This window comes from Rhizomonospora bruguierae (assembly GCF_018397995.1).
GTDB lineage: Bacteria > Actinomycetota > Actinomycetes > Mycobacteriales > Micromonosporaceae > Rhizomonospora > Rhizomonospora bruguierae.
Genome location: NZ_BBQH01000033.1, coordinates 12,199 through 38,124, shown reverse-complemented (window position 1 = coordinate 38,124; position 25,926 = coordinate 12,199). Strand labels below are relative to the sequence as shown.

Genomic DNA, 25,926 nt, shown 5'->3' with positions numbered 1-25,926 from the left:
CCCCCGCCTGATTCTGTGGAATCGGGTTACTGCTGCGCCTTGGCCCATCGTGCCGCCGTCGCCACCAAATCGGGCACTTCGATGGGGGTCGGCAGCCCGGCCAGATCCGCCACGGGCACCCAGCGCACGCCCGCGACCTCTTCGACCTGCGCGGCGAGTTCGCCGCCGGACGCCCGGCAGACGTAGACGAGGTCGATGTGGCGGTGGGCGCCGACCTTGGCGTCATTGACGTCCATCTCGATGATTGCCCATGGTGCCGCGTGGCTGCGTACGGCCGGGTGGGTGAATGCGGGTTCGCCGATGACGACGGCCGCGATGCCGGTCTCCTCGGCGACTTCGCGGACGGCGGCCTGCGCCGGGTCCTCGTCAGGGTCGACGTGCCCGCCGGGGTACAGCCACTGCCCGAGCTTGTTGTGGTGCACGAGCAGCACTTCATCGTGGTCGTTGAGGACGACGGCGGACGCGGTGAAGTGCCGGATGACCTTGGCGTAGATCGCCGTCGTTGCCTTTGCGACGAGAGGGTCGGCCCAACCCCACGCTGATCACGATGGCTGCTGCCTTTCCGCGAAGACGGCAATGCGGTCCGCGACCCAGTCTAGGGCCGCCCCGGACATACCCGGATGAACCGGCAGCGGGAACGTCGTCGCGGCGAGGGCTTCGGCGTTCGGGCAGTCAGTGGCGTACCGGGTGAAGATCGACCGGTGGTATAGCGGCTGGTAGCCGTAGCGGATCGAGTCCGGTGCCAGCCCAGCACCAGCGAACTCGGCCGCAAGGTGGTCCGCGCCGTCGATCGGTGCGGACAGGACCAGGCTGTAGTAGTTCGGGGTGCCCATGGTGCCGCACGCCAACTCGCGGAGCCGTCCGCTTGAGGGCAGCGCGGCGGTGAGGCGTACGGCGTTCGCACGACGTGCGCGTAGTTGCCAGTCCAGCCTTGGTCCTCGGGGCGAGTTTAACCTCCACATCGGACGGGTCGAGCGCCAGCCTGTCGGGTTTGGTGTCGACGATGACCGGGATCGCGCCGCAGGTCAGGATCGGCATCGCGGTTGGGATCGGCGCGGTCGCCGGGACCAGGACCTCGTCGCCGGCGCGTACGCCCAGCGCGACATCGACCCCGCCTTGGTGCCCGCCCTCGATAAGGCCCTCGGCACCGGCGGCCTGTTCGGACTGCTGCGATCCCTCGTCGGCGAGCACGATCAGTCCGCCGCGAGCACTTCGGGGACGAAGGCCCTACCGACCGGTGGGCTCCACGTTGATGATGGCGATAGCGTCACGTTGGAGCTGCGAACCCCGGACGGGAGGATCGTGCGAGTGAGTCTTACCCGACGCGAGTTCAACCAGCTCCTTGCCGGTGGAGCGCTGCGTGGCCTGCTGCCCGCCGGGGTGGCCAACCTGGATCAGGCCGAGCGGGTGTCCAAGACCGTCGACGAGTCCCGCCGCGTCGACCCGCAGGTTCTCGACTACTTCTCCACCATGCTGACCCAGCACTTCACCGCCGACAAGATGCTCGGCCCCCGCGATCTCCTCGGCCCGGTCCTCGCCCAGATCGAAGTCCTCGACGGGCTGCGCCGCCACACCCGGCCCGGCACCGCGGAACCGGTGCTGCGGCTACTAGCCCAGTACGCCGAATTCGCCGGATGGCTGCACCAAGACGGCGGTGACACCACCGCAGCGATGTACTGGTCCGACCTCGGCAGCCAATGGGCACAGGCGATCGGCGACTACCAGATGGTCGCCTACATGCTCGTGCGCAAGTCCAACATCGCGCTGCTCGTCGACGACGCCGTCAGCGTCGTCGACCTCGCTGCCGCCGCCCGCAAGGTCCCCGGACCGGTCAGCCCCGTGCTGCACGCCCTGGCCGCGCAGCAGGAAGCCCGCGGCTGGGCGCTGGCCAACGACCCGGACGAGTTCCAGCAGCGCATCGACCTAGCCGCGAACCTGTTGCGTGACCATCCCGGCGACATCGACGAAACCGCGCCGGTCTACCTGCACCGCTACGACCTGGAGACCCTCGAAGAACAGTCGGCATCCGGGTACCGGGCGTGCGGCAAAGCCGAGGCCGCAGTCACGATCCTCGAAGACAAGATCAAAGCAACACCGGAGCATCTGCAGCGCGATCTCGGCCACCAGCAGGCCAAACTCGCCAACACGGTGCTCGCGACAGCCACACCGGACCCCGAACGCGCCGCCGAGCTCGGCCTGCGCTGCGTCGTCACCGCCCGGACCACCGGATCCGCCCGGATCGCCAAGGAACTGCACACCCTCGACAAGACGTTGACGCGGCGCTGGCCGAACCTGCCCGGCACGGCACAGCTCCACGAAGTCCTCACGGCGTAGCGGCCCTGCCCAAATTCGTCGTTACCGGAACAAGATCAAAAATCGAGCGGCGCCGCCGTGAGCGGCCGTGACCGAGCAGCGTGAGTCGTAGAGATCAGGACTGCGGGCGGTACGGGGGCCGGCCGTGTCCGAAGGCGTCGGCGACGCCCCACCGGCCACGGATGTTCAGCAGTTCGATCCGGCCGACCTTCTCCGGCAGCGCCGGCGTCACCGCCAGGTGGTCCACGTGCGGCTCCAGCCCGAGGATCGCCCGCAGGAGCATCAGCGGCGCCCCGGTGGACCACGCCTGCGGGCTGGAGGCGGTCGGGTACTCCACCGGGTACTTGGTGAGCTCCCGCTCGTATCCGCCGAACGCCTCCGGCAGCCGGCCGCCGAACATCTGGGCCGCCTCCAGCATCCCCTCCGCGATCGTCCACGCCTCCCGGTGGAACCCGTAGCGCCGCAACCCGAGGGCGATCAGCGCGTTGTCCCACGGCCAGACCGCGCCCACGTGGTAGCCGATCGGGTTGTACCGGGCCTGGTCGGTCGCCAGGGTGCGCACCCCCCAGCCCGAGTACAACTCGGGGCCGAGCAGGTGGCGGACCACGTGCGCGGCCCGGTGCTGCGGGACGATCCCGCTCCACAGCAGGTGACCCATGTTCGACGCGAGCGCGTCGACCTGGCTGCCCGCGGAGTCCAGCGCGAGGGCGTAGTACTGGCCGTCCTCCACCCAGAAGTCCCGGTTGAACCGGTCCCGCAGCTCGGCGGCCTCCCGCTCCAGCCGGTCCGCGTACTCGGGGTCGTCCCAGAACTCCCGGGCCAGCCGGGCGCCGCGCATCTTCGCGTCGTACGCGTACCCCTGCACCTCGCAGGTGGCCCGGGGCATCGCCGGCAGCCGGCCGTCCCGGAAGCAGATCGCGTCGATGGACTCCTTCCAGACCTGGTTGACCACCCCGGTGGTCTGGTTGCGCGGCTGGTACCGCACGTAGCCGTCGCCGAGCAGATCGCCGTACTCGTCGATCCAGTGCAGGGCGGTCCGCACCTCCTGCTCGTAGTCGCGGACCAGCCGGTCGTCCCCGGTCCACCGCTCGTACTCGTCCAGCAGGATCACGAACAGCGGCGTCCCGTCCGCGTTGCCGTAGTACGGCGAGTGCGGCATCTCGTTGAACGCCGCCGACTCCCCGTACCGGAACTCGCGCAGGATCTTGCCGGGCTCCTCGTCCCGGAAGTCGTCGAGTTGGGTCCCCTGGAACGCGCTGAGCATGCGCAGCGTCGCGGTGGTCAGCTGCGAGGCGAACGGCAGCGTCTGGAGGCAGGTGATGATGCTGTCCCGGCCCACCAGGGCCATGAACCAGGGCAGCCCGGCGGCGGGCAGGGTCGAGTTGGGGTAGCTGAGCGTCCTGTACCGCAGCGCGGCCAGGTCCACCAGGCTCCGGTGGTACGTGCCGGGCAGCGGCTCCCAGTCGGTCGTGAGCTTCGGTGCCCGGTCCAGCCAGGCCGCCAGGTCGCTCTCCAGGTCCTGCCGGGTGAGGCGGCCCACGGCGAGCGCCTTGCGGACGTCCTTGCCGTGCCCGTCCAGTACGCTCATCTTGACCTGGACGGCGGCGCTCCACTCCTGCTGCGCGGCGAGCGTGACCCGCCAGGTGAACCCCCGGTCGTCCATCTCCGCGCCGTCCTCGCAGATGACCAGGGTCTCCCGGCGGAACTGGTCCCGCCGGTACCCCATGCACAGGTGGGAGTCCTCCACCCGGGTGTAGTACTGCCCCTTCTTGACCGCCTCGCCGCGGATCTCGAACACGTCCGCGAAGTCGCTGCCCACCTCCATCCGGATGGTCAGGTCGATCGGGACCTGGTCGTGGTTGATCAGCGTGAGCCGCTCGGACAGGTCGGTCACGATCGAGCGCTGGCGCAGCACGGACAGCTTCGCGTCCACGTACTGGGTCGGCGGACCGGGCACCAGGAAGAAGCGGGTCTCGAAGTACTGGAGGTCGTCGACGGAGAGCGGGGCCAGCGGCTGCCCGTTGACCGTGAGCTGCCAGCGGGACAGGAACCGGGTGTCGAACGCGAACAGCCCCATCGGGCTGGCCGGCGAGCAGCTGACGTCGCCGCTGCCGTCGCTGACCATGAACGTGGTCCCGTTGAGGATCTTGACCTGGTCGTCCGTCACGCCGCACGACCCCCTTCCCGCACCACGTCCCGCGGGTGCCGGGCACCCGGATAACCCGGCATCAGCCGGTCCAGCACCGTCAGCAGTTCGAAGCGGCCCTCGACGGTCAGTTCGTTGCGCAGCCAGGCGTCTAGTGCCCGGGCCGAGCCGGAGACCAGCCCGTCCCAGCACGTCTGCCGACCGCTGACCACGGCGTCCGCCGGCCCCGCGTCCCGGGCCACGCGCAGGTCGCCCCGGGCGACCGTGAGCAGCCAGTGGTCGGTCTCGCCCTCCCGCGCCACGTCGATCCGGACAGTGCCGCGGACCTTCTCCAGCAGCGCGTCGTGTCCGCGCCGGCTCAGCTCCAGGAGGTAACGCTCCGTCGGGTAGGTCATGCCGCCCAGGGTGGCCCCGGTCGTGGTGCCCGGACATCACCCGGGCGGGGTGATCACTACCGGCCGGGCCCGCCGGTCGGCATGCCGGTGGGGCGCAGCACCTCGCACTTGGTCAGCGCGGCGGCCACCTTGGGGTCCGCCGTGCTCAGGTCGCGCATGTTGTCGTCGGCGACCCCGTTCTCCCGCAGGCAGTTGCGGTACGCGGTGAAGGCGCCCCCATCGGCCCCGCCGCCGGGCCAGCCGCCGGGACCGCCCTCGGGGCCGCCGGTGGGCATCTTGGACTGGCAGGCCGCCTGCGCCTTCTCCCAGGTGGCGTCGTCCACGCCCTCCGGGCGGAAGTTGCCGAACCCGCCGCCGCGCGGCTCACCCGACGGGCGTGGGGACGGAGTACCCGAGGGGAGACCGGAGGGCCGGCCCGAGGGGAGGCCGGAGGGCCGGCCGCCCGCCCGCCCGGTCGGCATCGAAATACCCTGCTCCCGCAGGCAGGCCGTGTACGCGGCGAAGCCGTCGGCCCGGTTCCCGTCGCTGGCAGCCGCGTTCCCGTCGCCGTCCGAGCCGCCACAGGCGCCCAGCAGCAGAGCCACGGAACCGGCGAGCACCGCGGCGCCCAGCGCAGCCTTTTTCACCGACAGTCCTCCTCAAGTGTGGTCGCGCACAGCCAACCCCGGGGACCACAAGACCCGGTCAGATCAAGCTGGGAGCCGGCTCAAAAAGCGATGGGTGTGCGCGCCTTTGACGCAACTCCCAGGTTGGGTCGACGCAACGCCGAGCCGGCCCCGCCAGACTGCGCCCTCATGGGTATCGGGCTGGGCTCCGGCCGGCGGTGGCGGCTGCTGGCGGTCGCCGGCGCGGCGTTGCTGCTCGCGGCCGGCGGCGTCGGCGCGTACGCGCTGGCGGGTACGCAGAGCGGCGGCGGCCCGGCCAGGACCACGGCGCCGGTCGCCCGGGGGACGGTCACCCGGGCGGTGGCCGCGACCGGCACGGTCCAGCCGGCGCTGACGCAGGGCCTGGGATTCTCCCTGGCCGGCACGGTCACGGCGGTGAAGGTCCGGCCGGGCGACCAGGTCACGGCCGGCCAGGTGCTCGCGACGATCGACGACGCGGCCGCCCGGGACGCCGTGACCCGGGCCGAGGACGCCCTGACCGCGGCCACCAAGAGCCTGGACACCGCCAGGACGCAGGCCGACGAGGCGGCCGACCTCGCCTCGACCTGCGGCGTCGCCTACGCCTCCCCGGCGCCCCAACCCTCCGCATCCGCCTCCGCCTCGCCGCGGCCGTCCGCCTCGGCCTCGCCCGGCCCGTCCGGCGGGCCCCCCGACTCCCCGGGCCCCGCCGCGACGCCAACCACCCGGTCAGGCTGCTCCGGTGGCGGCGCGAACGGTGGCGGGGCCAACGCCGGCGCGGCGAGGTCGAGCGGCTCCGGGGTGGACGGCATCTTCCGGGCCGAGCAGCAGGTCAACAACGCACAGTTGCAGGTCGACCAGGCCCGGGCCCAACTCGAAGGGACCACGATCAAGGCGCCGGCCGCGGGGCGGGTGCTGACCGTGGCCGGCGGTGTCGGTGCCCGGGTCACCGCCGGCGGCGCGTTCATCCAGTTGAGTGACGTGGCCAAGATGCAGGTCCAGGCCAGCTTCCCGGAGGCGGACGCGGTCCGGATCGCGTCCGGGCAGTCCGCCACGGTCACGCTCGCCGACCGGCCCACGCCGCTTCCTGCCACGGTCACCGGCGTCGACCCGGTTGGCACGGCCAGCGGCAAGCTGGTCACGTTCGGGGTGCGGCTGGCCTTCAAGAGCGCCCCGGCGGACCTGCTGGTGGGGCAGAGCGCGGGCGTCCAGGTCCAGGTCGCGGCGGCGGCGGACGTGCTGTCGGTGCCCGTCTCGGCGGTGCACGACCTGACCGGGAACGCCGGCACGGTCACGGTGCTGCTGCCCGGCGGCCGGCAGGAGCGCCGGCAGGTGGGCGTCGGGTTGGTCGGCGACCAGAGCGTCGAAGTCACGTCCGGGGTGAGCGAGGGCGAAACGGTTCTGACCTCCTGAGTGTTGTTCACAGGTCGTTCCCAGCGCACCCCGAGCCGGCTCCAAGCCGGTACGGGTAGAAAGGGGTGCGGGCGGTGACGGTCGAGGAGGAGGCGCTGTTGTCGGGTCGGCACCCGGCCCGGCGGACGACCAGGGTGCTCGTGGTCGACGACGAGCCGAACATCTGTGCGCTGCTGTCCGCGACGCTGCGGCTGATCGAGTTCGAGGTGCGGGTCGCCGGCAACGGGCGGGACGCGCTTGTCGCCGCCACCGAGTTCGACCCGGACCTGGTGGTGCTCGACGTCATGTTGCCCGACCTGGACGGTTTCCAGATCGCCCAGCGGTTGCGCGCCCGGGAGGGTCGTCCGGTGCCGGTGCTGTTCCTGACCGCCCGGGACGCGGTCGAGGACCGGATCTCCGGGCTGACCGTCGGCGCGGACGACTACGTCACCAAGCCGTTCAGCCTCGAGGAGGTCGTGCTGCGCATCCGGGCGATCCTGCGGCGCAGCCAACCCGAGAGCTCGGCCGAGGAGGACGGCGTGCTGCGCTACGCCGACCTGGAACTGGACGAGGACGCCCACGAGGTGCGCCGGGGCGGCCGGATCGTGGAGCTGTCCCCGACCGAATTCAACCTGCTCCGGTACCTGCTGGTGAACGCCGGGCGGGTGGTCAGCAAGGCGCAGATTCTGGACCGGGTGTGGAGCTACGACTTCGGCGGCGACGGCCGGATCGTGGAATCGTACGTCTACTACCTGCGCAAGAAGATCGACCGGTGGGAGCCGCCGCTCATCCAGACCGTCCGGGGCGTGGGCTACGCGCTGCGGATGCCGCGCGGCCCGGACGAATGAGCCCGGCGCGGCTGCGGCCCCGGCGCTGGCGACACTGGACCCTGCGCTCGCGGCTGGCCGTGTCCATCGCGGCGCTGGCCGCGGTGGCGCTCGTGGCGGCCAACGCCGCCGGCCTGTTCCTCTACCGGGGCTACCTCCAGGACCGCATCGACGAGCAGTTGCTGTCGATCAGCCGGCCGCTGAGCGGCCAGCCGCCGGTCGTGGAGCCGGGGGAGGGGTTGGCCAACCGGCCACGCCCCCGGGGAGAGTTCGGGCCGGGGCTGTTCCGGTACACGTACTCGCCGAGCGGCGAGCTGATCACCACGGGCGGCGACACGGGCGCCGCCGCCGACCTGTCCCCGCCCGCCCTCGGCGCGTTCGCCGACCTCAAGCGCCGGGCCGACGGCGGTCGCCCGTTCACCGTCCCGTCGCTGGACGGCGCGGAACGCTGGCGGGTCATCGCGTTCAACCGGGGTCCCACCGGAGGACTCGGCGTGCTCGCGGTCTCCATGCGCGAGTCCGACGCGACCGCCGACGGCCTGCTCGTCATCGACCTCGCGGTCATCCTGGGCGTGCTGCTGCTGATCGCGCTCGTCGCCGCCTGGGTGGTCCGGCTCGGGCTGCGCCCGCTGACGAGCATGGAGTCCGTGACCGCCGGCATCGCCGCCGGGGACCTCTCCCTGCGGGTGGCGGACACCGACCCGCACACCGAGCCGGGCCGGCTCGGCGCCGCCATGAACGCCATGCTCGCCCGGATCGAGGCCGAGGTCGCCGCGCGGGCCGACTCCGAGCGGCGGCTGCGCCAGTTCGTCGCCGACGCCTCGCACGAACTGCGCACCCCGCTCACCTCGATCCGCGGCTTCGCCGAGTTGTACCGGCGCGGCGGCGCACCGCCCGGCCCGCCGCTGGACGAGGCGATGGGCCGGATCGAGAACGAGGCCGCCCGCATGGGCCTGCTCGTCGAGGACCTGCTCCTGCTCGCCCGCCTCGATCTCCAGCGGCCCCAGCGGCGGGTGCCGGTGGACCTGCTGGAGATCGCCGCCGACACCATCCGGGACGCGCACGCCCGGACGCCCGGCCGCGTCATCCGCCTGTCCGCGCTGGACGAGTCGTCGGAGACCTTCGAACCGGTCACCGTGCTGGGCGACGAGCACCGCCTCCGTCAGGTGGCGACGAACCTGGTCGCGAACGCGTTGCAGCACACGCCCGACTCGGCCGAGGTCACGGTTCGGGTCGGGCGGCTGGACCCGCGCGTCGCCGGTACCTCGGCCGACCGGGTGGTGGCGGTCGGGCCCGGGTACGGGTTGACCACGCGGGCGGCGGTCCTGGAGGTCTCGGACACCGGGCCGGGCGTGGCGGCCGAGCACGCCCAGCGGGTCTTCGAGCGGCTCTACCGGGTGGATCCCAGCCGCGCCCGCAACGCCGGTGGTTCCGGACTGGGCCTGGCGATCGTGGCCGCCATCGTCCTGGCGCACGGCGGCCGGGTGGAACTGGACCCGGGGCGGGCGCCCGGTGCCACCTTCCGGGTCATCCTCCCCGGCACCTGAATCGGGTGATTCCCAGCCCGCTTTGAGCCAACGTCGGGTGACCTCCGAGCCACCCGTACCAGGCTGTCCGCCATGCGTCTGCGACGACCGGCCGTGCCCGCGCGGCCCGTGCTGCTGATGAACGCGGCGCTCGGGGCGCTGCTGCTGGCCGGGGCCGGTTGGGCCTACACGCTGGTGGCGAAGCCGGCGGAGGCGAGCGCCACCGACCGGGGCGGCACCCGGACGGTGGCCGTGCAGCAGGGCGCCGTCACCGCCACGGTCACCGCCTCCGGCTCGGTGGCCAGCGCGTCGACCGCGACGGCCGAGTTCGTCACGGCCGGGACGGTGACCGCGATCCGCGTGCACGTGGGCGACAAGGTCAAGAAGGGCGCGGTCCTGGCGACCGTGGACGCCTCGGCGGCCCAGCGGCAACTCGACGCCGCGAAGGCGAACCTGACGGCCGCGCGGGCCGCGCTGACCCGGGCGCAGGACGCGGGCACCGAGACGGCCGACGCGCAGGCCCAGGTGACCCAGGCCGAGTTGGACGTCGAGCAGGCGCAGGGGGCGGTGGACGGCACCACGCTGACCGCGCCGATGTCCGGCACCGTGGTCGCGATCAACGGCACGGTCGGCGGGGCGAGCGGCGGCACCTCGGGCGGCGGCAACAACGCCGGCGGCAACTCCGGTGGCACCGGAAGCAGCGGCGGCTTCATCCAGATCGCCGACCTGACCAAGCTGGAGGTCAACGCGTCGGTGGCCGAGGCCGACGCGACCAAGCTGCGGCTCGGCCAGCCGGCGACGGTCACCTGGAACGCACTGCCGGACGCGCAGGTCGCCGGGAAGCTGGCCGCGATCGACCCGAACGCCACGACCACCAACAACGTCGTCCAGTACGGGGTCACCGTGAGCCTGGACGACCGGCCCGACCTGTCCCGCCCCGGGCAGACCGTGCAAGTCTCGATCACCACCGGGCAGGTGGCGGACGCGGTCTACGTGCCCGCGGCCGCGGTCAGCACGGCCGGCGGCCGGCGGACGGTCATCGCCGCCACCGCGACCGGGCAGCAGGTCCGGCAGGTGGAGGTGGGCCTTGAGGGCGACCAGTTCACCCAGATCATCTCCGGCGTGGAGGTGGGTGAGGAGGTCGTCATCCAGATGAACTCCTCCACCGGCTCCGGCAACCCGTTCCGCAACGGCGGCGGGTTCCCCGGCGGCGGGCCGGGCGGTGGCGTCCCCGGTGCCGTCCCCGGCGGGCAGGGTCAGCCGGGTGGCGGGCAGCGGGGCGGGCGATGAGCGGGCGACCCGTCCTGGACGTGCGCCGATTGACCAAGGTGTACGGCGCCGGCGAGGCCGCGGTGCACGCCCTGCGGGGCGTCTCGCTGACCGTGCAGCGGGGCGAGTACGTGGCGATCATGGGCTCGTCCGGCTCCGGCAAGTCCACCCTCATGAACATCCTCGGCTGCCTCGACGTGCCCACCGGCGGCCGCTACCTGCTCGACGGTGTTGACGTGAGCCGCCTGGCCGATCGGCAGCTCGCGCTGGTCCGCAACCGGCGCATCGGCTTCGTTTTCCAGTCCTTCAATCTGATCCCGCGCACCACGGCGTTGGCGAACGTGGAGCTTCCGCTGGCGTACGCCGGGGTCAAGGCGGCCGAGCGGCGGCGTCGTGCCGTGGCGGCGCTTTCGGCGGTGGGGCTGGAGGGGCGGGCCCGGCACGAGCCGAACCAGCTCTCCGGCGGGCAGCAGCAGCGGGTCGCGCTGGCCCGCGCGCTGGTCACCGAGCCGGCGCTGCTGCTGGCCGACGAGCCGACCGGTAATCTGGACAGCCGCTCCACCGAGGACGTACTCGGCGTCTTCGCCGAGCTCAACGCCGCCGGTCGCACCATCGTGATGATCACCCACGAGCCGGATGTGGCGGACCGCGCCGGCCGGCTGATCCGGCTGTTCGACGGCGAGATCGCCGAGGACAGTGCGCGGGCGGGGGCGGCGGCGTGATCGCCCTCGGCGCCCGGCGCGGGGCGGGCCACGCGGGAAGCACCGCGGACGCGAATCTAAGGAAGGTGCCGTGAGCTTCGGCGAGATCATGCGCTTCGCGGTGCGCGGCCTCGCCGCGAACAAGCTGCGCTCGGCGCTGACCATGCTCGGCATCCTGATCGGCGTCGCCTCGGTGATCCTGTTGATCGCGGTCGGCAACGGCGCGGGCAAGTCGGTTCAGGACAGCATCGAGGCGCTGGGCGCCAACACGATCACCATCGGCACCGCCGGCGGGGGCGGCGCCGGCCAGCCGTCCAGCAGCAGCAACGCGCTGACCGTCGACCTCGCCGACGCGCTGCGCGACCGGTCCCTGGCGCCGCACGTGGCCAGCGTCTCGCCGGTGGTCACCACCGCCACCACCCTGGTGTTCGAGGGGACCGACCACGCGGTGAACCAGCTGGCGGGTACCACGCCGAGCTACTTCGCGGCCTCGAACAGCCCGGTGGGGCGCGGCGCCGCGTTCACCGACGAGGACGTGACGCAGGGGCGTCGGGTGCTGGTGATCGGGCAGACCGTCGCGGATGAGTTGTTCGGCACCGTGGACCCGGTCGGCAAGCAGGTCACCGCGGGCGGCGCCCTGTACACAGTGGTGGGTGTGCTGGCCGCCAAGAGCGAGGCCGGATTCAACGACCCGAACGACGTGGCGGTCGCGCCGGTGACCGCGGTGCGCCAGACGCTCACCGGGTACGGGTCGCTCACCTCGATCCTCATCGAGGCGGCCAGCGCCGATCAGGTCAGCGACGCCCAGGACGAGGCGACCGCGATCCTCAACGAGCGGTTGAAGGTGACGGATCCGAGCAACCCGCCGTACCGCATCCAGAACGCGTCCCAACTGCTGGCCACCCGGACCCAGACGGCCGACACGTTCACCGTGCTGCTCGGCGCCGTGGCCGGGATCAGCCTGGTGGTCGGCGGCATCGGGATCACGAACATCATGCTGGTCACGGTCACCGAGCGGACCCGCGAGATCGGCATCCGCAAGGCGCTCGGCGCCCCGCGCCGGGTGATCCTCACCCAGTTCCTGGCCGAGGCGACCATGCTCAGCCTGGTCGGCGGCGGGCTCGGCGTCGCCGCCGCGCTGATCGGCAGCCGGTTTTCCATCGTGGGCGTGCGGCCGGTCGTGGTACCCGGCTCGGTGCTGCTGGCGCTGGCCGTCTCGGTCGCCATCGGCCTCTTCTTCGGCAGCTTCCCGGCCAGCCGGGCCGCCAAGCTGCGCCCCATCGACGCGTTGCGGTACGAGTGACAGGACGATCCTCAATGGCTGAGCACTGGCGGCGGGAGCCCGGCGTGCACCGGGACACCACGACGATGGAGCTGTACGAGTCCGACGACAGCACCGCCGGCCCCGCCCCGACCGGCGCCGGCGATCCGGCCGACGGTTCCGCCGACGTCAATGATCTCCCCGGCGTCGATGACCCCGGCGACGATCCGGACGACCTGACCGAGCAGCTCGCCACCGCCGCGCCGCGCCGCTGGTGGAACCGCACCACCCTGTACCTCGCGGGCGCCCTGCTGCTGGTGGCCGGCTTCCTCAGCGGCTTGCAGGTGCAGAAGAGCTACGGGTCGTCCCCGGGCGGCAACCGCGGGGAGGGGAGCTTCCCGGCGGGCGCGGCCGGCGCCTTCGGCCGCCAGGGCGCCCCCGGCCAGCAGGGCGGCGGCCCCGGCGCGGCCGGTGCCGGCGGCGGGAGCACCACCGGCACGGTGAAGCTGATCGACCACGGCACCGTCTACGTGCAGACCGCCAGCGGTGACGTGATCACGGTCAAGACCACCGGCAACACCAAGGTGGGGGTCACCCGGGCCGGCAAGCTGACCGACCTCAAGGCCGGCGACTCCGTGACCGTGCAGGGCTCCGCCGGCAGCGACGGAACGGTCACCGCGACCGCGGTCACCGCCGGCCCGAAGTAGGCCAGGGCCGTGCTCAGGCCCCCGCGGCCGCGGCGGCCCGAAGCTGGCCGGCGGTGCGTGCGCCCGGCCGGGCAGCCGGCGCCGTACCGTCCCGTCCGCCGCTGCCCTCGGCGGCCGCTGCCAGCAGGTCCGGGTCGAGGCAGAGGAACTCGGCCAGGCTGCGCTGCGCCGGCGTCAGCTCCCGCAGGCCAGCCGGCACCGGCGGCTCCACCGCCTCCCCGGCCACCTCGTCGGCCTGCACGGCCACCAGCCAGCCCAGGTACAGCGCCCGCAGGTCGCCGGCGAGCAGTTCGGCGCGCACCGGCAGGATCGGCGCCAGCCGCCCCTCGCCGCCGGTCGCCCAGTCCTCGCCGGTGTCCTCCAGCGTCTGGGTGAAGTCGAGGATCACCCCGTCGCCGTCCGCCCAGGCCGCCTCGCAGTAGCGCACGGCCGTGTCCAGCTCCAGCACGCCGGCCGGGACCCGGAAGAGCACCTGCCGGGTACCCCAGTTGGTCAGGTGCAGGTGGGCGTCGAACAACTCGGCGATCAGTTGCCGGACGTCGCCGGTGAAGTCGGCCCAGTCGTACGCCCCGATGAAGCTGGTGCGGGTGACGCGCGCCGGTGGCGACAGCTCCCGCAACTCGGCGACCTGCCGATCGGTCAATGGTCGGTCAATGGCGACGAACTCGTAGTACTGGTACTCGCTCACCGTCGCCCTCCCGTACGGGTCACCGGGGGAGGCTATCGGACCATCGCCCCCCACACAGCCCCGTTTAGCTCCAGGGTCCGTTGCCGAGGCTTATCCACAGTGCTGTGGATAACTGCGCCCCCTGTGGATAACCCTGGGGATGCGGCTCAGCCGCGCAGGTAGGCGAGGACCGCCAGGACCCGGCGGTGGTCGTCCGGGGCCGGAGGCAGGTCGAGCTTGGCGAAAATATTGGCGATGTGTTTCGCGACCGCCGCCTCGGTCACCACCAGGGTGCGGGCGATGGCGGCGTTGGAACGGCCCTCGGCCATCAGCGCCAGCACCTCGCGCTCGCGCGGGGTCAACCGCTGTACCGGGTCCCGGCGGCGGCTGAGCAGGTGGCGGACCACCTCGGGGTCGACCACCGTGCCGCCGGCGGCGACCCGTTCCAGCGTGCCGACGAACTCCTCCACCTCGCCGACCCGGTCCTTGAGCAGGTACCCGACCCCGGCGCCGCCGGATTCCAGCAACTCGGCCGCGTAGGTCTGCTCCACGTACTGGCTGAGCACCAGCACGGCGAGCGCCGGGTCGGCGGCGCGCAGGGCGATGGCGGCACGCAGGCCCTCGTCCGAGTACCCGGGCGGCATGCGCACGTCGGTGACGACGGCGTCCGGAGCGTGCTCCGCGACGGCCGCGGTGAGCGCGGTCGCGTCGCCGACGGCGGCGACCACCTCGTGCCCGAACCGGGCGAGCAGGCCGACCAGCCCCTCCCGCAGCAGCACCGCGTCCTCCGCGAGGACTATCCGAAGGCGGCGCACGGCAGTTCCAGGCGCAGCAGGGTCGGGCCGCCGGGCGGGCTGGACAGGCGCAGCCGACCGTGTGCCACGGCCACCCGGTCGGCCAGCCCGGTCAGGCCGGAACCGGCGGCCGGGTCGGCGCCGCCGGCACCGTCGTCGCGGATCTCGAGCACGAGAAGATCCTCCAACAGCCGCCCCCGGATCGCCGCCCGGACCGCCCCGCTGTGCTTGGCCACATTGGCCAGCGCCTCGCAGACCGCGTAGTAGGCGGTCACCTCCACGTTCGCCGGCAACCGGCGGGGCAGCGCGATGTCCACGTCGACCGGCACCGGGGAGCGGGCCGCGGCGTCCCCGACCGCCGCCGCGAGGCCCCGGTCGGTGAGCACCTGCGGGTGCACCCCGCGGATCAGTTCACGCAGGTCGGCCAGGGCCAGCTTGGCCTGCTCGTGCGCCTCGGTGACCCGGGCGGCGGCGGGCGAGCCGGCGGGCAGGTCCAGGCGGGCCAGGCCGAGCGCGACGGTCAGCGCGACCAGCCGCTGCTGCGCCCCGTCGTGCAGGTCCCGCTCGATGCGCCGCCGCTCCAGTTCGAACGCGTCCACGAGGCGCTCCCGGGACCGGGCGATCTCCACGAGCCGCTCGCCCAGTTCCGAGTCCCGCGGCGCGAGGACCGCCCGGGTGAGCGCGCCCCGGGCGGCGGCCCACGCCGTGACCGGGTAGGCCGCGACGGGCAGGAGCAGCAGGCCGAACAGCACGAACAGCAGCGACCAGTAGCCGGCCTCCGGTGGCCCCCAGACGGGCGTGGCGATCAGCGTCGCGGGCACGCCGACGGCGACCCCGACCATGCCGAGGTCGATCCACCACAGGGCGAGCAGGCTCAGCATCGTGTAGCCGAACTCGCGCCAGGTCGCCTGCTCGGTGAGCCGGGTCCGCAGCCAGGCCGCCAGGCCCCGCCGCCGCGGGCGCCGGTGCGGGTTCGGGGCGGGGTCGGCGTCCACCAGGCGCAGCCGCCAGCGCTCGAACCGGGCCACCACCATGCCGGAGAGCGCGATGCCCAGGAACAGCACCAGGCCCACCAGCACGATCACCAGCAGCACGCCGGCGGTGATCATCGCCAGCAGCGTGAAGAACGTGGCCGCGCCGAGCAGGATCCCGGAGAGCAGGTACGCCAGCGCGCGCCAGGGCCAGGCCGAGGCGAGGAAGCTCAGCGGCCGCAGTGTGAGGGCCTGCCAGGCGGTGCGCGCGGTCACCAGGCGACGGTACCGGCGGGCCGGGCGGGGCGCGGTAGCCCCAGCACTAGGGTCTACCGGTTTCCCGCCGGCCGCCTAGCATCGCTGACGTGATGGATCCGAACGCTTACCTCTCCGTGGTGGCCCAGCGCATCCAGGCGCAGAAGGGCACCGTCCAGCAGACGCAGGTGGGTCCGCTGTCGGCGCTGGTGGGCGACGTGTACTCAGCGAGCGTGGCGGCCATGGGCAACCTGCGGCTGTGCGTGGTCGCCGTGGCGCTGGCCGACGTGAACGCGTTCGTGGTGCGGGATTTCACCGCGCACGCGAACCAGTTCGCCATGCGCAGCACGATGGGCACGCTCGGCTTCGGCACGGCGCTGGTGACGGCCGTCGGGTTCGTCTCGCCACGGGTCACCCCGGACGCGATCGCCGCCGCGACGGCGAAGCCGGGCATGCAGTTCGCCGCCACCACCCGCCCGGTCGTGGTGGACCTGACCAGCGGCGGGCTGCACACCTTCACCGGCACACAGATGTGGGGCTGGGCGATGCAGAGCACCTTCCGCAGGAAGATCTTCGAGGCGTTCCCCACGCCGGCCGAGGCGTACGCGCAACTGCACCAGCGTCGGTCCTAGAAGGCGATGAGCTTGTCGCGGTTCGTCGGGGCAAGATCTACTGGTGGTGTGGTTACTCTCCGTGTGTGAGTGCTGACGCGCTCCCGCCCGGTTCGTGATCGGTTAGGTGGCGGGCCGACACGGCTCGGGACTGCGGCCGGCTGGTCGTACCGGCAGGTTAGGGTCGGGGGCGTTCACCCGTCGGGCAGCTCAGCATCTGGGGGATCCTGTGGCCGACCAGTTCGTCCATCTTCATGTGCACAGCGAGTACTCGATGCTGGACGGCGCTGCTCGGATGAAGGAGATGTTCCAGGAGGCGAACAGGCTGGGGATGCCGGCGGTCGCGGTGACTGATCACGGCAACATGCACGGAGCGTACGACTTCTATCAGAAGGCGAAGGCCGCCGATGTCACGCCCGTCATCGGGATCGAGGCATACATCGCGCCGGCGTCACGGTTCGATAAGAAGCGGATCTTCTGGGGTACCCCGGCGCAGAAGCGGGACGACGTGTCGGGTAACGGCGCGTTCACGCATATGACGATGTGGGCGCGCAATGCCGAGGGCCTGCACAACCTGTTCCGGCTCAACTCGCTGGCTTCGATCGAGGGACATTACAACAAGGGCCGGATGGACGCCGAGCTGATCTCGCGGTACGCCTCGGGGATCATGGCAACGACGGGGTGCCCGTCCGGGGAGGTGCAGACCCGGCTGCGGTTGGGGCAGGTTCAGGAGGCTTACGACGCTGCCGCCCGGTACCAGGAGATCTTCGGTAAGGAGAACTACTTCCTTGAGCTGATGGACCACGGTCTGGAGATCGAGAAGCGTGTCCGGGACGGCCTGTTGGAGATTGGCCGTAAGTTGGACCTGCGTCCCGTGGTGACCAACGACTCGCACTACACCTATGCCGGGCAGGCCGAGGCGCACGACGCGCTGCTGTGTGTGCAGACCGGCAGCACCCTGTCGGACACCAACCGGTTCCGCTTCGAGGGCTCCGGCTATTACCTCAAGTCAGCGCAGGAGATGTACGGAGTCGACGGCTCGGACGTGTGGCAGGAGGGCTGCCGTACGACGTTGCTGATCGCGGAGCGGGTCGAGACCGCCGGGATGTTCGAGTTCCGGAATCTGATGCCGCGGGCCCAGCTTCCGGCGGGGGAGACCGAGGAGTCGTGGTTCCGCAAGGAGGTCTGGGCCGGCATGGACCGGCGCTGGCCGGCCGGGTACGACGACGCCCGGCGGCAGCAGGCCGAGTATGAGATCGACGTCATCCTGAAGATGGGCTTTCCCAGCTACTTCCTGGTCACCGCGGATCTGGTGGCGTATGCGAAGGGGGAGGGAATCCGGGTCGGTCCGGGGCGTGGATCAGCAGCTGGCAGCATCGTCGCGTATGCCCTGGGGATCACAGACCTGGATCCGCTGCAGCACGGGCTGATTTTCGAGCGGTTCCTCAACCCCGAGCGCGTTCAGATGCCCGACATCGACATGGACTTCGACGAACGCCGGCGTGGTGAGGTCATCCGCTACGCGACGGAGAAGTACGGCTCGGATCGAGTTGCGCAGATCGCGACCTATGGGACGATCAAGGCCAAGGCGGCGATCAAGGACGCGACCCGGGTCCTGGGTTACCCGTTCGCCCTCGGTGACAAGATCACTAAGGCGATGCCGCCGGCGGTAATGGGTAAGGACATTCCGCTGGCGGGCATCTTCGACCCGGCGCATCCTCGGTATGGCGAGGCTGCTGAGGTCCGCAACCTTGTCGACAACGAGCCCGACGTCGCCGCGGTCATGAAAGTTGCCAAGGGACTGGAGGGCCTGGTCCGCCAACTCGGCGTGCACGCCGCCGGTGTCATCATGTCCGCCGAGCCGCTGATCGATGTCGTCCCGCTGTTGCAGCGTGACTCCGACGGCACCATCATCACGCAGTTCGACTACCCGACGTGCGAGTCGCTCGGCCTGCTGAAGATGGACTTCCTGGGCCTGCGCAACCTGACGATCATCGACGACGCGCTAAAGAACATCGAGGTCACGACGGGTAAGGCGCTGGACCTGTTGAGCCTGCCGCTGGACAACCGGCCCACCTATGAGCTGCTGGCCCGGGGCGACACGCTCGGCGTGTTCCAGTTGGACGGTGGCGGCATGCGTCAGCTGCTGAAGCTGATGAGGCCGGACAACTTCGAGGACATCTCCGCCGCGCTCGCGCTGTACCGGCCCGGCCCGATGGGCGCCAACTCGCATACCAACTACGCGCTGCGCAAGAACAACCAGCAGCCCATCGTGCCGATCCACTCCGAGCTGGAACAGCCGTTGGAGGAGATCCTCGGCCCGACGTACGGCCTGATCGTGTACCAGGAGCAGGTGCAGCGCGCGGCGCAGAAACTCGCCGGGTACAGCCTCGGCAAGGCCGACATGTTGCGCAAGGCGATGGGCAAGAAGAAGAAAGAGGTTCTGGACAAGGAGTTCGTGCCGTTCCAGCAGGGCATGCGGGACAACGGTTACTCCGACGACGCGATCAAGACGCTGTGGGACATCCTGGTCCCGTTCGCCGACTATGCCTTCAACAAGGCCCACACCGCCGGCTACGGGCTCGTGTCGTACTGGACGGCCTACCTGAAGGCCAACTTCCCGGCCGAGTACATGGCAGCGCTGCTGACGTCCGTGGGCGACAAGAAAGACATGATGGCGCTGTACCTGGCCGAGTGCCGGGCGATGGGGATCAAAGTCCTCCCACCGGATGTCAACGACTCCCTGGGGCCGTTCACCCCGGTGGGCAAGGACATCCGGTTCGGTCTCGGCGCGGTCCGGAACGTGGGGGAAAACGTCGTTCTGTCGGTCGTGCGTACCCGGGAGCAGAAAGGAAGATACGCCTCGTTCGAGGACTTCCTCACCAAGGCTGAGTTGGCCGTGTGTAACAAGAGGGCGATCGAATCCCTGATCAAGGCGGGCGCGTTCGACGGGCTCGGGCACACCCGCCGTGACCTGCTGGCCAACCATGACAGCGCGATCGACGCGGTGGTCGGACTCAAGCGGCAGGAGGCGAACGGACAGTTCGATCTGTTCGGGGAGCTGTCCGGCACCAACGAGGACACCAAGGTCGTGGGCTTGGACCTGGTGTTCACCGGGCAGGAGTGGCCGAAGAAGGAGAAGCTGGCCTTCGAGCGTGACATGCTCGGGCTCTACGTGTCCGATCATCCGCTGGCCGGCACGGAACACATCCTCAAGGCCAACAGCGAACAGGTGGTCAGCGAAATCCTGGGCGAGGAGACCCCGGACCGCAAACCGGTGGCATTGGCCGGGATGATCTCCAGTGTCACGCGGCGGATCACCAAACAGGGTGCCCCGTGGGCGATCATCACGCTCGAAGATCTCACCGGCAGCGTCGAGGTGCTGTTCTTCCCCAAGTCGTACGAGTTCCTCGGGCAGCACCTGATCGAGGACACGGTGGTGCGGGTCGCGGGGCACACCAGCGTGCGGGATGGGGCGATCAGCGTGTTCGGGCAGGACATGGCAATCCTCGACGTGTCCGCGGCGATCGCTGGCGGCGAGCCACCCGTCGTGTTGAACCTTCCGTTGGACCGCATCACACCGCCGTTCGCCGACGACCTCGCGCGGGTGTTGCAGTCGCACCCCGGGGACGCGCCGGTGCAGATGCGGGTACGGCGGCCCACAGGGGGCTCCATTGAACTGGCCTGCCACAAATTCCGGGTCAACAACGATCAGGCGTTCCGCTCCGAGGTCAAGGCGCTGCTAGGTGCTGGCGGAATCGAGTAAGCCGGTGGGTAGCCGAGCTCCGGTCGCGGTTCTGGACGCGGCCCGACTTCGGGCACACGGGTGTGCTTGGTGAGTCGGTGTGGGAGAGGTGCGGCGTGACCGACTGGACGGTGCACACGGCGGGCAGCACGCGTGAGGAGGTTGCCTGCGCCCGCTGTAGCGGGGCCGCCTATCTGACCGCGACGATTCCGCACCCGGGCTGGGACAGCCCCGTCGGCCGGCGCTTCGCTGGCAGCCGAACGATCGCGCTGTGCCCGCGGTGCGATGCACATGACCCGGCCAGCCAGGGACTGTTGGCCTACTTCGCCATCCATGGCGAGGTCACCGCGGACACCGCGGACACCTTCGCCGTCCTCGTCCGTGCCTGGGTCAGCGCGCCGCGCCCCACCGGCGTCGATCCGCGCGTCCTCGATCGGGAAATCGAGGCGTGGCACCGCGACCCGAACAATCCCGAATAGGGGTTCGTTGCCGCCCGTCCGGGGCAGTTGGCGACCCTACGAAGGCGCCGGAAGCAGCGCTCCTTGATGACGTGAGGCCGGCGGTCGACGACGTGAAACGGCAACAGGCCGACCGGCGACGCTTCGCAGGGCACGCTCCACCGCCACGACCGGGTACAACCGGCGATCCAGATCATCCGTAGGCAGCAACTCGGCGTCGTGGCACGCCTGCCTCAGCTTCTGCGGGTCGACGTATCCCAGGTCGGCCACGAGCAACCCGTCCCGCAGCAGCCGTGCCAGCAAGGGCAGCCCATGACGGCGCAGGCCCAAGCCCATCAGGCCAGCCAGGTTCTCCCTGACCGGTGGATTGACCACCTCCGCCGGCATACCCATCCGTTCCAGCCGTTGGCGTAGCAACAGCTTGCGCCGCCGCCAGTGCTGCGGAAGCCATTCACCGAACCGGATCAGTTCCGGCGACGCCAACGGCGTCACCGGCCACAGCCCGCGCCTGAGGTACAGCGGGTTGTGACAAGCAGCGTACTAGTACCAGCACTAGGTCGGACCTGCACGGCTGGCGTGCCGGTACGAGCGTCCGGGTCACCTTCCCGGACGGGGAGTCCGCCGTGCTGCGGGTCGCCAGGCTCCTCCCGGACAACCTGCGCCTGCCGGCGCCCCTGCTGCTCGACCGGGTCACGGTCCGCGGGCACGACCCGGCCGCGTTGACGGAGCTGGTCTACGCGTCCACAGTGGTCACTCCGCCGGCCGGGCTGGGCGTCCGTCTGGTGGACGTGCCCTCGTACGCCCGCGGTGCCGACGCCGAGGAGGACCGGTTGGTGCGGATCTTCGTGCTGGTCCTGATCGGCATGTCGGTCGGGTACACGCTGCTGGCGGTGGTGAACACGCTGCTGATGGCGACCGTGGACCGGCGCCGGGAGTTCGCCGTGCTGCGGCTGGCCGGCGCGACCCGGCGGCAGATCCTCCGCGCGGTCGCCGCCGAGTCCGCCGTGGTGGTGGCGGTGGGTGCGCTGCTCGGGCTGGGGGTGGCGGTGGTGGCGCTGCTCGGCGTCCGGGCCGGTGTGGCGCAGCACGTGCAGGCCCCGGTGGATCTGATCCTGCCGGTGGGTCCGAACGCGGCGGTGGTGGCGGCCTGCCTCGTGCTGGCGCTGGCGGCCAGCGTCCTGCCCGCGCTCAGGACGGCGGGATCGCGATGAGGAAGGCCCGGAGCACGGCGGCCAGGTCGGGCGCGGCGGGCGCGGGGGCCGGGATCAGGGGCGCGTCCGCCTGGCGGATGCGTCGGTGCAGCTCCGGGAGCCGCTGGCCGGGCCCCACGCCGTACTCCGTTTGGCTCCGCCGGGTCAGGGCAACCGGCCGTCGTGCGGACGGACGACATCCGGGCCACCGCCCGCCGGACCCTGGTCGTCATCGGTGTGACGCTGGCCGCCGCCGTCGTCCTGCTGCTGGCGTACCTCACCCGGCGGGTGCTGGCCTGGGTCGGCCTCGCCGTGTTCGTGTCCGTCGCCCTGGATCCGGTCGTCAGCTGGCTGGAGCGGCGGGCCGCCTGGCTGCGCCGCTCCGTCGCCACGCTGCTGGTCTACCTGGCCGTCGTGGCGCTGCTGTCCGCGCTGGCCGCGGCGGTCGCGGCGCCCCTGACGCGGCAACTGGCCCAGCTGGTCGACCACTTCCCGCACCTGCTCCAGCAGGTGCGCCAGGGGGACGGGCCGCTGGGTCACCTGCTCGCCCGGGCCCGGGTGCTGGACTACCTGGTCCGGCACGAGCACCAGGTGCGGGCCGCGATCGGCCGGATCGTCGGCCCGGCCAGTTCGATCCTGCTGGGCGCCGCCAGCGCCGTGTTCGGCACCATCACGGTGTTCGTGCTGTCGTTCCTGATGGTGGTGCAGGCGCCCCGGGTCAAGGCGGCGGTCCTGGACCGGGCGCCGCCGGCGCAGCGGGAGTGGGTCCGCGGGGTCGGCATCCGGTGCGCCCACGCGGTGACCGGGTACGTCAGCGGGAACCTGCTGATCAGCCTGATCGCCGGCGCCCTCAGCTGGGTGGCGCTGGCCCTGCTCGACGTGCCGTACAGCAGCCTGCTGGCCCTGCTCGTGGCGCTGCTGGACCTGCTGCCCCTGGTCGGGGCGACGGTCGGCGCGGTCATCGCGTGTAGCGCGGCGTTCCTGCGCTCGACCTCCGCCGGCGTCATCATGATCGTCTTCTTCGTCGTGTACCAGCAGTTCGAGAACCACCTGCTCCAGCCGCTGATCATGTCCCGGGCGGTCCAGTTGAGCCCGCTCACCGTGCTGATCGTGGTGCTGGTCGCCGCCGAACTGGGCGGCATCCTGGGTGCGCTGGTCGCGATGCCGGTCGCGTCGATCCTGCGCACGATCGGCTGCGAGGTGTGGGCGAACCGTCGTGCCCTCCGGCCGGGCCCCCGGACGCGCTGGCCGCCCAGGCCGGGGGAGGGTGGTCCGCCGCACGGGACGAACGAGCGCGGCGGCTGACCGCCCGGCCCGCCCGCGGACCCGCGCCGGGCTGCGGCCACCTCGCCGGGCCGCTGCCGGGCCCGCGACGAGTTGGCGGCCGCCGACCCTCCCGGCGGCCCGCTACGGGTATTCGTCCACTCTGGGCGGTCGGACCAGGTCCCGGTACCGCCGGTCACTCGCGCCGTAGATGGCGAAGTTCAGGCGGGCGTCGCTCAGGCTCAACTCGCCGTTCGGACCGCCGCGCACCACGCTCGCGTCGGCGTCGCCCTGGCCGTCGTCGGTCCAGTAACACACCGGGCAGGTTCGGCATCCGGTTCGGTAGCCACAGCACGGACATCTGGGGAGCAAGAGCTGACCCACGCGGGAACGCCTCCGGGTTCGCCGGGAGGGGAGAGGGGACCGGCAAACGTTAGCCCGTATCTTGGGCGAACGTAAGGCGGGCGGGCGAAATGAATACTTGCGAGACTGGTGGGATGTACGACTTCGACGTGCTGGTCCTGGGCTCCGGGCCGGGCGGGCAGAAGGCGGCCATCGCGGCCGCCAAGCTGGATCGGCGGGTCGCGCTGGTCGAGCGGCGCCACATGATCGGCGGGGTGTGCATCAACACCGGCACCATCCCCTCCAAGACGCTGCGCGAGGCGGTCCTCTACCTCACCGGCCTCAGCCAGCGGGAGATGTACGGCCAGAGCTACCGGCTCAAGGACGACATCACCGTCGGCGACCTGGCGGCGCGCACCCAGCACGTCATCGGCCGCGAGGTGGACGTCATCCGCAGCCAACTGGTCCGCAACCGGGTGCAGTTGATCACCGGTACCGGGCGGTTCCACGACCCGCACACGATCGTGGTCGCGCAGGGGGAGGGCGGCGACCACAAGGTCAGCGCCGAGAAGATCATCGTGGCCGCGGGCACCCGGCCGGCCCGCCCGGGCAGCGTGGACTTCGACGACCGCACGATCATCGACTCGGACGGCATCCTCCGGCTCGACCACGTCCCCCGCTCGATGGTGGTGGTCGGCGCCGGGGTCATCGGCATCGAGTACGCCTCGATGTTCGCCGCCCTCGGCACCAAGGTCACGGTGGTGGAGCGGCGCGAGCGGATGCTCGAGTTCTGCGACCTCGAGGTGGTCGAGGCGCTCAAGTACCACCTGCGGGACCTGCAGGTCACGTTCCGGTTCAACGAGACCGTCGCCTCGGTCGAGCGGCACCCGCGCGGCGCGCTGGCGCTGCTGGAGAGCGGCAAGCAGATCGCCGCGGACACCGTCATGTACTCCGCCGGCCGGCAGGGCATGGCGGACCACCTGGAGCTGGAGAACGCCGGCCTCACCTGCGACGACCGGGGCCGCATCCCGGTGGACGAGAACTTCCGCACCGCCGCGCCGCACATCTACGCCGTCGGCGACATCATCGGGTTCCCGGCGCTGGCCTCGACCTCGATGGAGCAGGGCCGGCTCGCCGCGCACCACGCCTGCGGCGAGCCCGCGCACGAGGTGCAGGCCATCCATCCCATCGGCATCTACTCGATCCCGGAGATCAGCTTCGTCGGGCGTACCGAGGACGAGCTGACCGCGGACCGGGTCCCGTTCGAGGTGGGGCTCGCCCGGTACCGCGAGCTGGCCCGGGGCCAGATCATCGGCGACTCGTACGGCATGCTCAAGCTGCTCGTCTCGCCCACCGACCGGACCCTGCTCGGGGTGCACATCTTCGGCACCAACGCCACCGAACTCGTGCACATCGGCCAGACCGTGATGGGCTGCGGCGGCACCGTCGACTACCTGGTCGACGCGGTCTTCAACTACCCCACGCTGGCCGAGTCGTACAAGGTCGCCGCGCTCGACGCGACGAACAAGATGCGCAGCGTGGCCCGCCTGCGCGACTGACCGGGGTGGTGCGCGGTGGCCCCGGTAGCGCGTCAGCGGGGACGGGGGCCGGTTCTGGGGGCGGTGGCCGCGGGTACCCGAAATGCTGGCCGGCTGCGACCGGCGTACGACCTCATCGACTGATGGCGGCCGTGGCCGCCCGGACCCGATAGGGATACTGGGCCGCATGGATCAGGTCGTTGTGGTGACCGGCGGCAGCCGGGGGATCGGCGCGGCGGTGGCGCGCGCCGCGGCGCGCGGGGGCTGGTCGGTGTGCCTGAGCTACCGCGCCGAGCGGGAGGCCGCGGAGGCGGTTGTCGCGCAGTGCCGGGACATCGGTGCCGCGGCGCTCGCGGTGCGGGCCGACGTGAGCGTGGAGGCGGACGCGCTGCGCCTGTTCGCGTCGGCGGAGGAGGGGCTGGGACCCATCGGCGGCCTGGTCAACAACGCGGGCGTGCTGGGCCCGCAGACCACGGTGGCGCGGATGGACGCGGCCCGCATCGAGCGGACCTTCGCCGTCAACGTGCTGGGCTCGTTCCTGTGCGCCCGGGAGGCGGTGCGCCGGATGGCGGCGACCGGCGGTGGCGCCATCGTGAACGTCTCGTCCCGGTCCGCCGTGCTCGGCTCCGCCTTCGAGTACGTGGACTACGCGGCGACGAAGGCGGCGGTGGACGCGTTGACCGTTGGGCTGTCGAAGGAGGTGGCCGCGGACGGCATCCGGGTCAACGGGGTCCGGCCGGGGATGATCGAGACCGACATCCACGCCAGCGGCGGCGAACCCGGCCGGGTGGCGCGGCTGGCCGGCACGATCCCGCTCGGTCGGGGCGGGCACCCGGAGGAGGTGGCCGAGGCCATCGTCTGGCTGCTGTCGCCCGCGGCGTCATACGTGACGGGCGCGATCCTGGACGTGGCCGGCGGCCGGTGAGCCCGCC

The 25,926-nt window shown here is 71.6% G+C and carries 25 protein-coding genes and 2 pseudogenes; 15 read left to right on the top strand and 12 right to left on the bottom strand.

All coding sequences use genetic code 11. The annotated features are described in order from the left end of the window. Positions 1–26 precede the first annotated feature (26 nt). The 3 genes and pseudogenes from KJS59_RS18245 to KJS59_RS32285 all read right to left on the bottom strand — a co-directional run. Positions 27–479, bottom strand: coding sequence for an NUDIX hydrolase (locus tag KJS59_RS18245; protein ID WP_283775797.1), 453 nt, complete (start codon positions 477–479; stop codon positions 27–29). A gap of 63 nt (positions 480–542) precedes the next feature. Beyond that, the gene (locus tag KJS59_RS32290) at positions 543–833 is read right to left on the bottom strand and encodes a hypothetical protein (protein WP_376771202.1); all 291 of its coding nucleotides are present in this window, start codon (positions 831–833) and stop codon (positions 543–545) included. A 154-nt stretch (positions 834–987) separates the two neighbouring features. Further along, positions 988–1,191 (bottom strand): annotated as a pseudogene (locus tag KJS59_RS32285) (DegT/DnrJ/EryC1/StrS family aminotransferase); the annotation flags it as partial. A gap of 117 nt (positions 1,192–1,308) precedes the next feature. Between KJS59_RS32285 and KJS59_RS18235 the strand changes: the two are divergent. After that, the gene (locus KJS59_RS18235) at positions 1,309–2,334 is read left to right on the top strand and encodes an XRE family transcriptional regulator (protein ID WP_376771199.1); all 1,026 of its coding nucleotides are present in this window, start codon (positions 1,309–1,311) and stop codon (positions 2,332–2,334) included. Between the two features lie 94 nt (positions 2,335–2,428). Here KJS59_RS18235 and KJS59_RS18230 read toward each other — a convergent pair whose 3' ends face one another. From KJS59_RS18230 to KJS59_RS18220, 3 genes are read right to left on the bottom strand one after another with little or no spacing between them, the layout of a single operon-like run. Further along, complete coding sequence (locus tag KJS59_RS18230) at positions 2,429–4,480, bottom strand: amylo-alpha-1,6-glucosidase (RefSeq protein WP_213454123.1); 2,052 nt, start codon at positions 4,478–4,480, stop codon at positions 2,429–2,431. Continuing rightward, positions 4,477–4,854: an SCP2 sterol-binding domain-containing protein gene (locus tag KJS59_RS18225; RefSeq protein WP_213454122.1), complete on the bottom strand. Its 378-nt coding sequence runs from the start codon at positions 4,852–4,854 to the stop codon at positions 4,477–4,479. The genes KJS59_RS18230 and KJS59_RS18225 overlap by 4 nt, the downstream gene beginning before the upstream one ends. A gap of 56 nt (positions 4,855–4,910) precedes the next feature. Continuing rightward, positions 4,911–5,480 (bottom strand): PT domain-containing protein, encoded by a 570-nt coding sequence (locus KJS59_RS18220; RefSeq protein ID WP_213454121.1) that lies wholly within the window; start codon positions 5,478–5,480, stop codon positions 4,911–4,913. A 168-nt stretch (positions 5,481–5,648) separates the two neighbouring features. Here KJS59_RS18220 and KJS59_RS18215 point away from each other — a divergent pair, with 168 nt between their 5' ends. The 7 genes and pseudogenes from KJS59_RS18215 (at position 5,649) to KJS59_RS18185 (ending at position 13,160) form a co-directional block, all read left to right on the top strand. Then, entirely contained in the window at positions 5,649–6,890 is a 1,242-nt protein-coding gene (locus tag KJS59_RS18215; RefSeq protein ID WP_213454120.1) for an efflux RND transporter periplasmic adaptor subunit, read from the top strand. Between the two features lie 74 nt (positions 6,891–6,964). Then, entirely contained in the window at positions 6,965–7,717 is a 753-nt protein-coding gene (locus KJS59_RS18210) for a response regulator transcription factor (protein ID WP_249714387.1), read from the top strand. Further along, a pseudogene (locus KJS59_RS18205) lies at positions 7,714–9,361 on the top strand (sensor histidine kinase). Before KJS59_RS18210 ends, KJS59_RS18205 begins: the two are co-directional and overlap by 4 nt. Beyond that, entirely contained in the window at positions 9,316–10,512 is a 1,197-nt protein-coding gene (locus tag KJS59_RS18200) for an efflux RND transporter periplasmic adaptor subunit (RefSeq protein ID WP_249714385.1), read from the top strand. Before KJS59_RS18205 ends, KJS59_RS18200 begins: the two are co-directional and overlap by 46 nt. Next, positions 10,509–11,213 (top strand): ABC transporter ATP-binding protein, encoded by a 705-nt coding sequence (locus tag KJS59_RS18195; RefSeq protein ID WP_213454118.1) that lies wholly within the window; start codon positions 10,509–10,511, stop codon positions 11,211–11,213. Before KJS59_RS18200 ends, KJS59_RS18195 begins: the two co-directional genes overlap by 4 nt. Positions 11,214–11,283: 70 nt before the next feature. Beyond that, entirely contained in the window at positions 11,284–12,495 is a 1,212-nt protein-coding gene (locus KJS59_RS18190; RefSeq protein ID WP_213454117.1) for an ABC transporter permease, read from the top strand. Between the two features lie 14 nt (positions 12,496–12,509). Further along, positions 12,510–13,160, top strand: coding sequence for a hypothetical protein (locus KJS59_RS18185; RefSeq protein ID WP_249714383.1), 651 nt, complete (start codon positions 12,510–12,512; stop codon positions 13,158–13,160). Positions 13,161–13,173: 13 nt separating this feature from the next. Here the strand turns inward: KJS59_RS18185 and KJS59_RS18180 are convergent, their stop codons facing one another. From KJS59_RS18180 to KJS59_RS18170, 3 genes are all read right to left on the bottom strand, one after another. Next, positions 13,174–13,848: a hypothetical protein gene (locus KJS59_RS18180; protein WP_213454116.1), complete on the bottom strand. Its 675-nt coding sequence runs from the start codon at positions 13,846–13,848 to the stop codon at positions 13,174–13,176. Positions 13,849–13,994: 146 nt separating this feature from the next. Then, positions 13,995–14,642: a response regulator gene (locus KJS59_RS18175; protein ID WP_213454115.1), complete on the bottom strand. Its 648-nt coding sequence runs from the start codon at positions 14,640–14,642 to the stop codon at positions 13,995–13,997. Beyond that, positions 14,624–15,868 carry a sensor histidine kinase gene (locus KJS59_RS18170; protein ID WP_213454114.1) on the bottom strand — a complete coding sequence of 415 codons (1,245 nt, stop codon included), beginning with the start codon at positions 15,866–15,868 and terminating at the stop codon, positions 14,624–14,626. Before KJS59_RS18170 ends, KJS59_RS18175 begins: the two co-directional genes overlap by 19 nt. A gap of 89 nt (positions 15,869–15,957) precedes the next feature. Between KJS59_RS18170 and KJS59_RS18165 the strand changes: the two genes are divergently transcribed. From KJS59_RS18165 to KJS59_RS18155, 3 genes are all read left to right on the top strand, one after another. Then, a complete protein-coding gene (locus tag KJS59_RS18165) occupies positions 15,958–16,479 on the top strand; it encodes a hypothetical protein (protein WP_213454113.1) in 522 nt (173 codons plus the stop codon). A 208-nt stretch (positions 16,480–16,687) separates the two neighbouring features. Then, entirely contained in the window at positions 16,688–20,224 is a 3,537-nt protein-coding gene (gene dnaE, locus KJS59_RS18160) for a DNA polymerase III subunit alpha (protein WP_213454112.1), read from the top strand. A gap of 95 nt (positions 20,225–20,319) precedes the next feature. After that, positions 20,320–20,682 carry a DUF6300 family protein gene (locus tag KJS59_RS18155; RefSeq protein WP_213454111.1) on the top strand — a complete coding sequence of 121 codons (363 nt, stop codon included), beginning with the start codon at positions 20,320–20,322 and terminating at the stop codon, positions 20,680–20,682. Positions 20,683–20,718: 36 nt separating this feature from the next. Here KJS59_RS18155 and KJS59_RS18150 read toward each other — a convergent pair whose 3' ends face one another. Continuing rightward, positions 20,719–21,153, bottom strand: coding sequence for a hypothetical protein (locus KJS59_RS18150; RefSeq protein WP_213454110.1), 435 nt, complete (start codon positions 21,151–21,153; stop codon positions 20,719–20,721). 131 nt (positions 21,154–21,284) lie between these two features. On the opposite strand from KJS59_RS18150, the gene KJS59_RS18145 reads away from it, so the two are divergent. After that, positions 21,285–21,872, top strand: a complete 588-nt coding sequence (locus KJS59_RS18145) for an FtsX-like permease family protein (protein WP_213454109.1) — start codon at positions 21,285–21,287, stop codon at positions 21,870–21,872. Here KJS59_RS18145 and KJS59_RS18140 read toward each other — a convergent pair. Next, on the bottom strand, positions 21,850–21,990 hold the full coding sequence (locus KJS59_RS18140; RefSeq protein WP_213454108.1) for a hypothetical protein: 141 nt from the start codon (positions 21,988–21,990) through the stop codon (positions 21,850–21,852). The two genes, KJS59_RS18145 and KJS59_RS18140, sit on opposite strands and share 23 nt — an antisense overlap. Positions 21,991–22,034: 44 nt before the next feature. Between KJS59_RS18140 and KJS59_RS18135 the strand changes: the two genes are divergently transcribed. After that, a complete protein-coding gene (locus tag KJS59_RS18135) occupies positions 22,035–23,156 on the top strand; it encodes an AI-2E family transporter (RefSeq protein ID WP_213454107.1) in 1,122 nt (373 codons plus the stop codon). 102 nt (positions 23,157–23,258) lie between these two features. Here KJS59_RS18135 and KJS59_RS18130 read toward each other — a convergent pair whose 3' ends face one another. Continuing rightward, the gene (locus KJS59_RS18130; RefSeq protein ID WP_213454106.1) at positions 23,259–23,498 is read right to left on the bottom strand and encodes a CPCC family cysteine-rich protein; all 240 of its coding nucleotides are present in this window, start codon (positions 23,496–23,498) and stop codon (positions 23,259–23,261) included. Between the two features lie 113 nt (positions 23,499–23,611). On the opposite strand from KJS59_RS18130, the gene sthA reads away from it, so the two are divergent. Further along, a complete protein-coding gene (gene sthA / locus KJS59_RS18125) occupies positions 23,612–25,015 on the top strand; it encodes a Si-specific NAD(P)(+) transhydrogenase (protein WP_213454105.1) in 1,404 nt (467 codons plus the stop codon). 166 nt (positions 25,016–25,181) lie between these two features. Further along, entirely contained in the window at positions 25,182–25,919 is a 738-nt protein-coding gene (locus KJS59_RS18120; RefSeq protein ID WP_213454104.1) for an SDR family oxidoreductase, read from the top strand. Positions 25,920–25,926 lie beyond the last annotated feature (7 nt).

Excerpts from the sequence above, each read along its gene's own strand:
- KJS59_RS32290 (WP_376771202.1), bottom strand. The coding sequence starts at position 833 with ATGGGCACCCCGAACTACTACAGCCTGGTCCTGTCCGCACCGATCGAC.
- KJS59_RS18225 (WP_213454122.1), bottom strand. The coding sequence starts at position 4,854 with ATGACCTACCCGACGGAGCGTTACCTCCTGGAGCTGAGCCGGCGCGGA.
- KJS59_RS18215 (WP_213454120.1), top strand. The coding sequence starts at position 5,649 with ATGGGTATCGGGCTGGGCTCCGGCCGGCGGTGGCGGCTGCTGGCGGTC.
- KJS59_RS18200 (WP_249714385.1), top strand. The coding sequence starts at position 9,316 with ATGCGTCTGCGACGACCGGCCGTGCCCGCGCGGCCCGTGCTGCTGATG.
- KJS59_RS18195 (WP_213454118.1), top strand. The coding sequence starts at position 10,509 with ATGAGCGGGCGACCCGTCCTGGACGTGCGCCGATTGACCAAGGTGTAC.
- KJS59_RS18185 (WP_249714383.1), top strand. The coding sequence starts at position 12,510 with ATGGCTGAGCACTGGCGGCGGGAGCCCGGCGTGCACCGGGACACCACG.
- sthA (WP_213454105.1), top strand. The coding sequence starts at position 23,612 with ATGTACGACTTCGACGTGCTGGTCCTGGGCTCCGGGCCGGGCGGGCAG.
- KJS59_RS18120 (WP_213454104.1), top strand. The coding sequence starts at position 25,182 with ATGGATCAGGTCGTTGTGGTGACCGGCGGCAGCCGGGGGATCGGCGCG.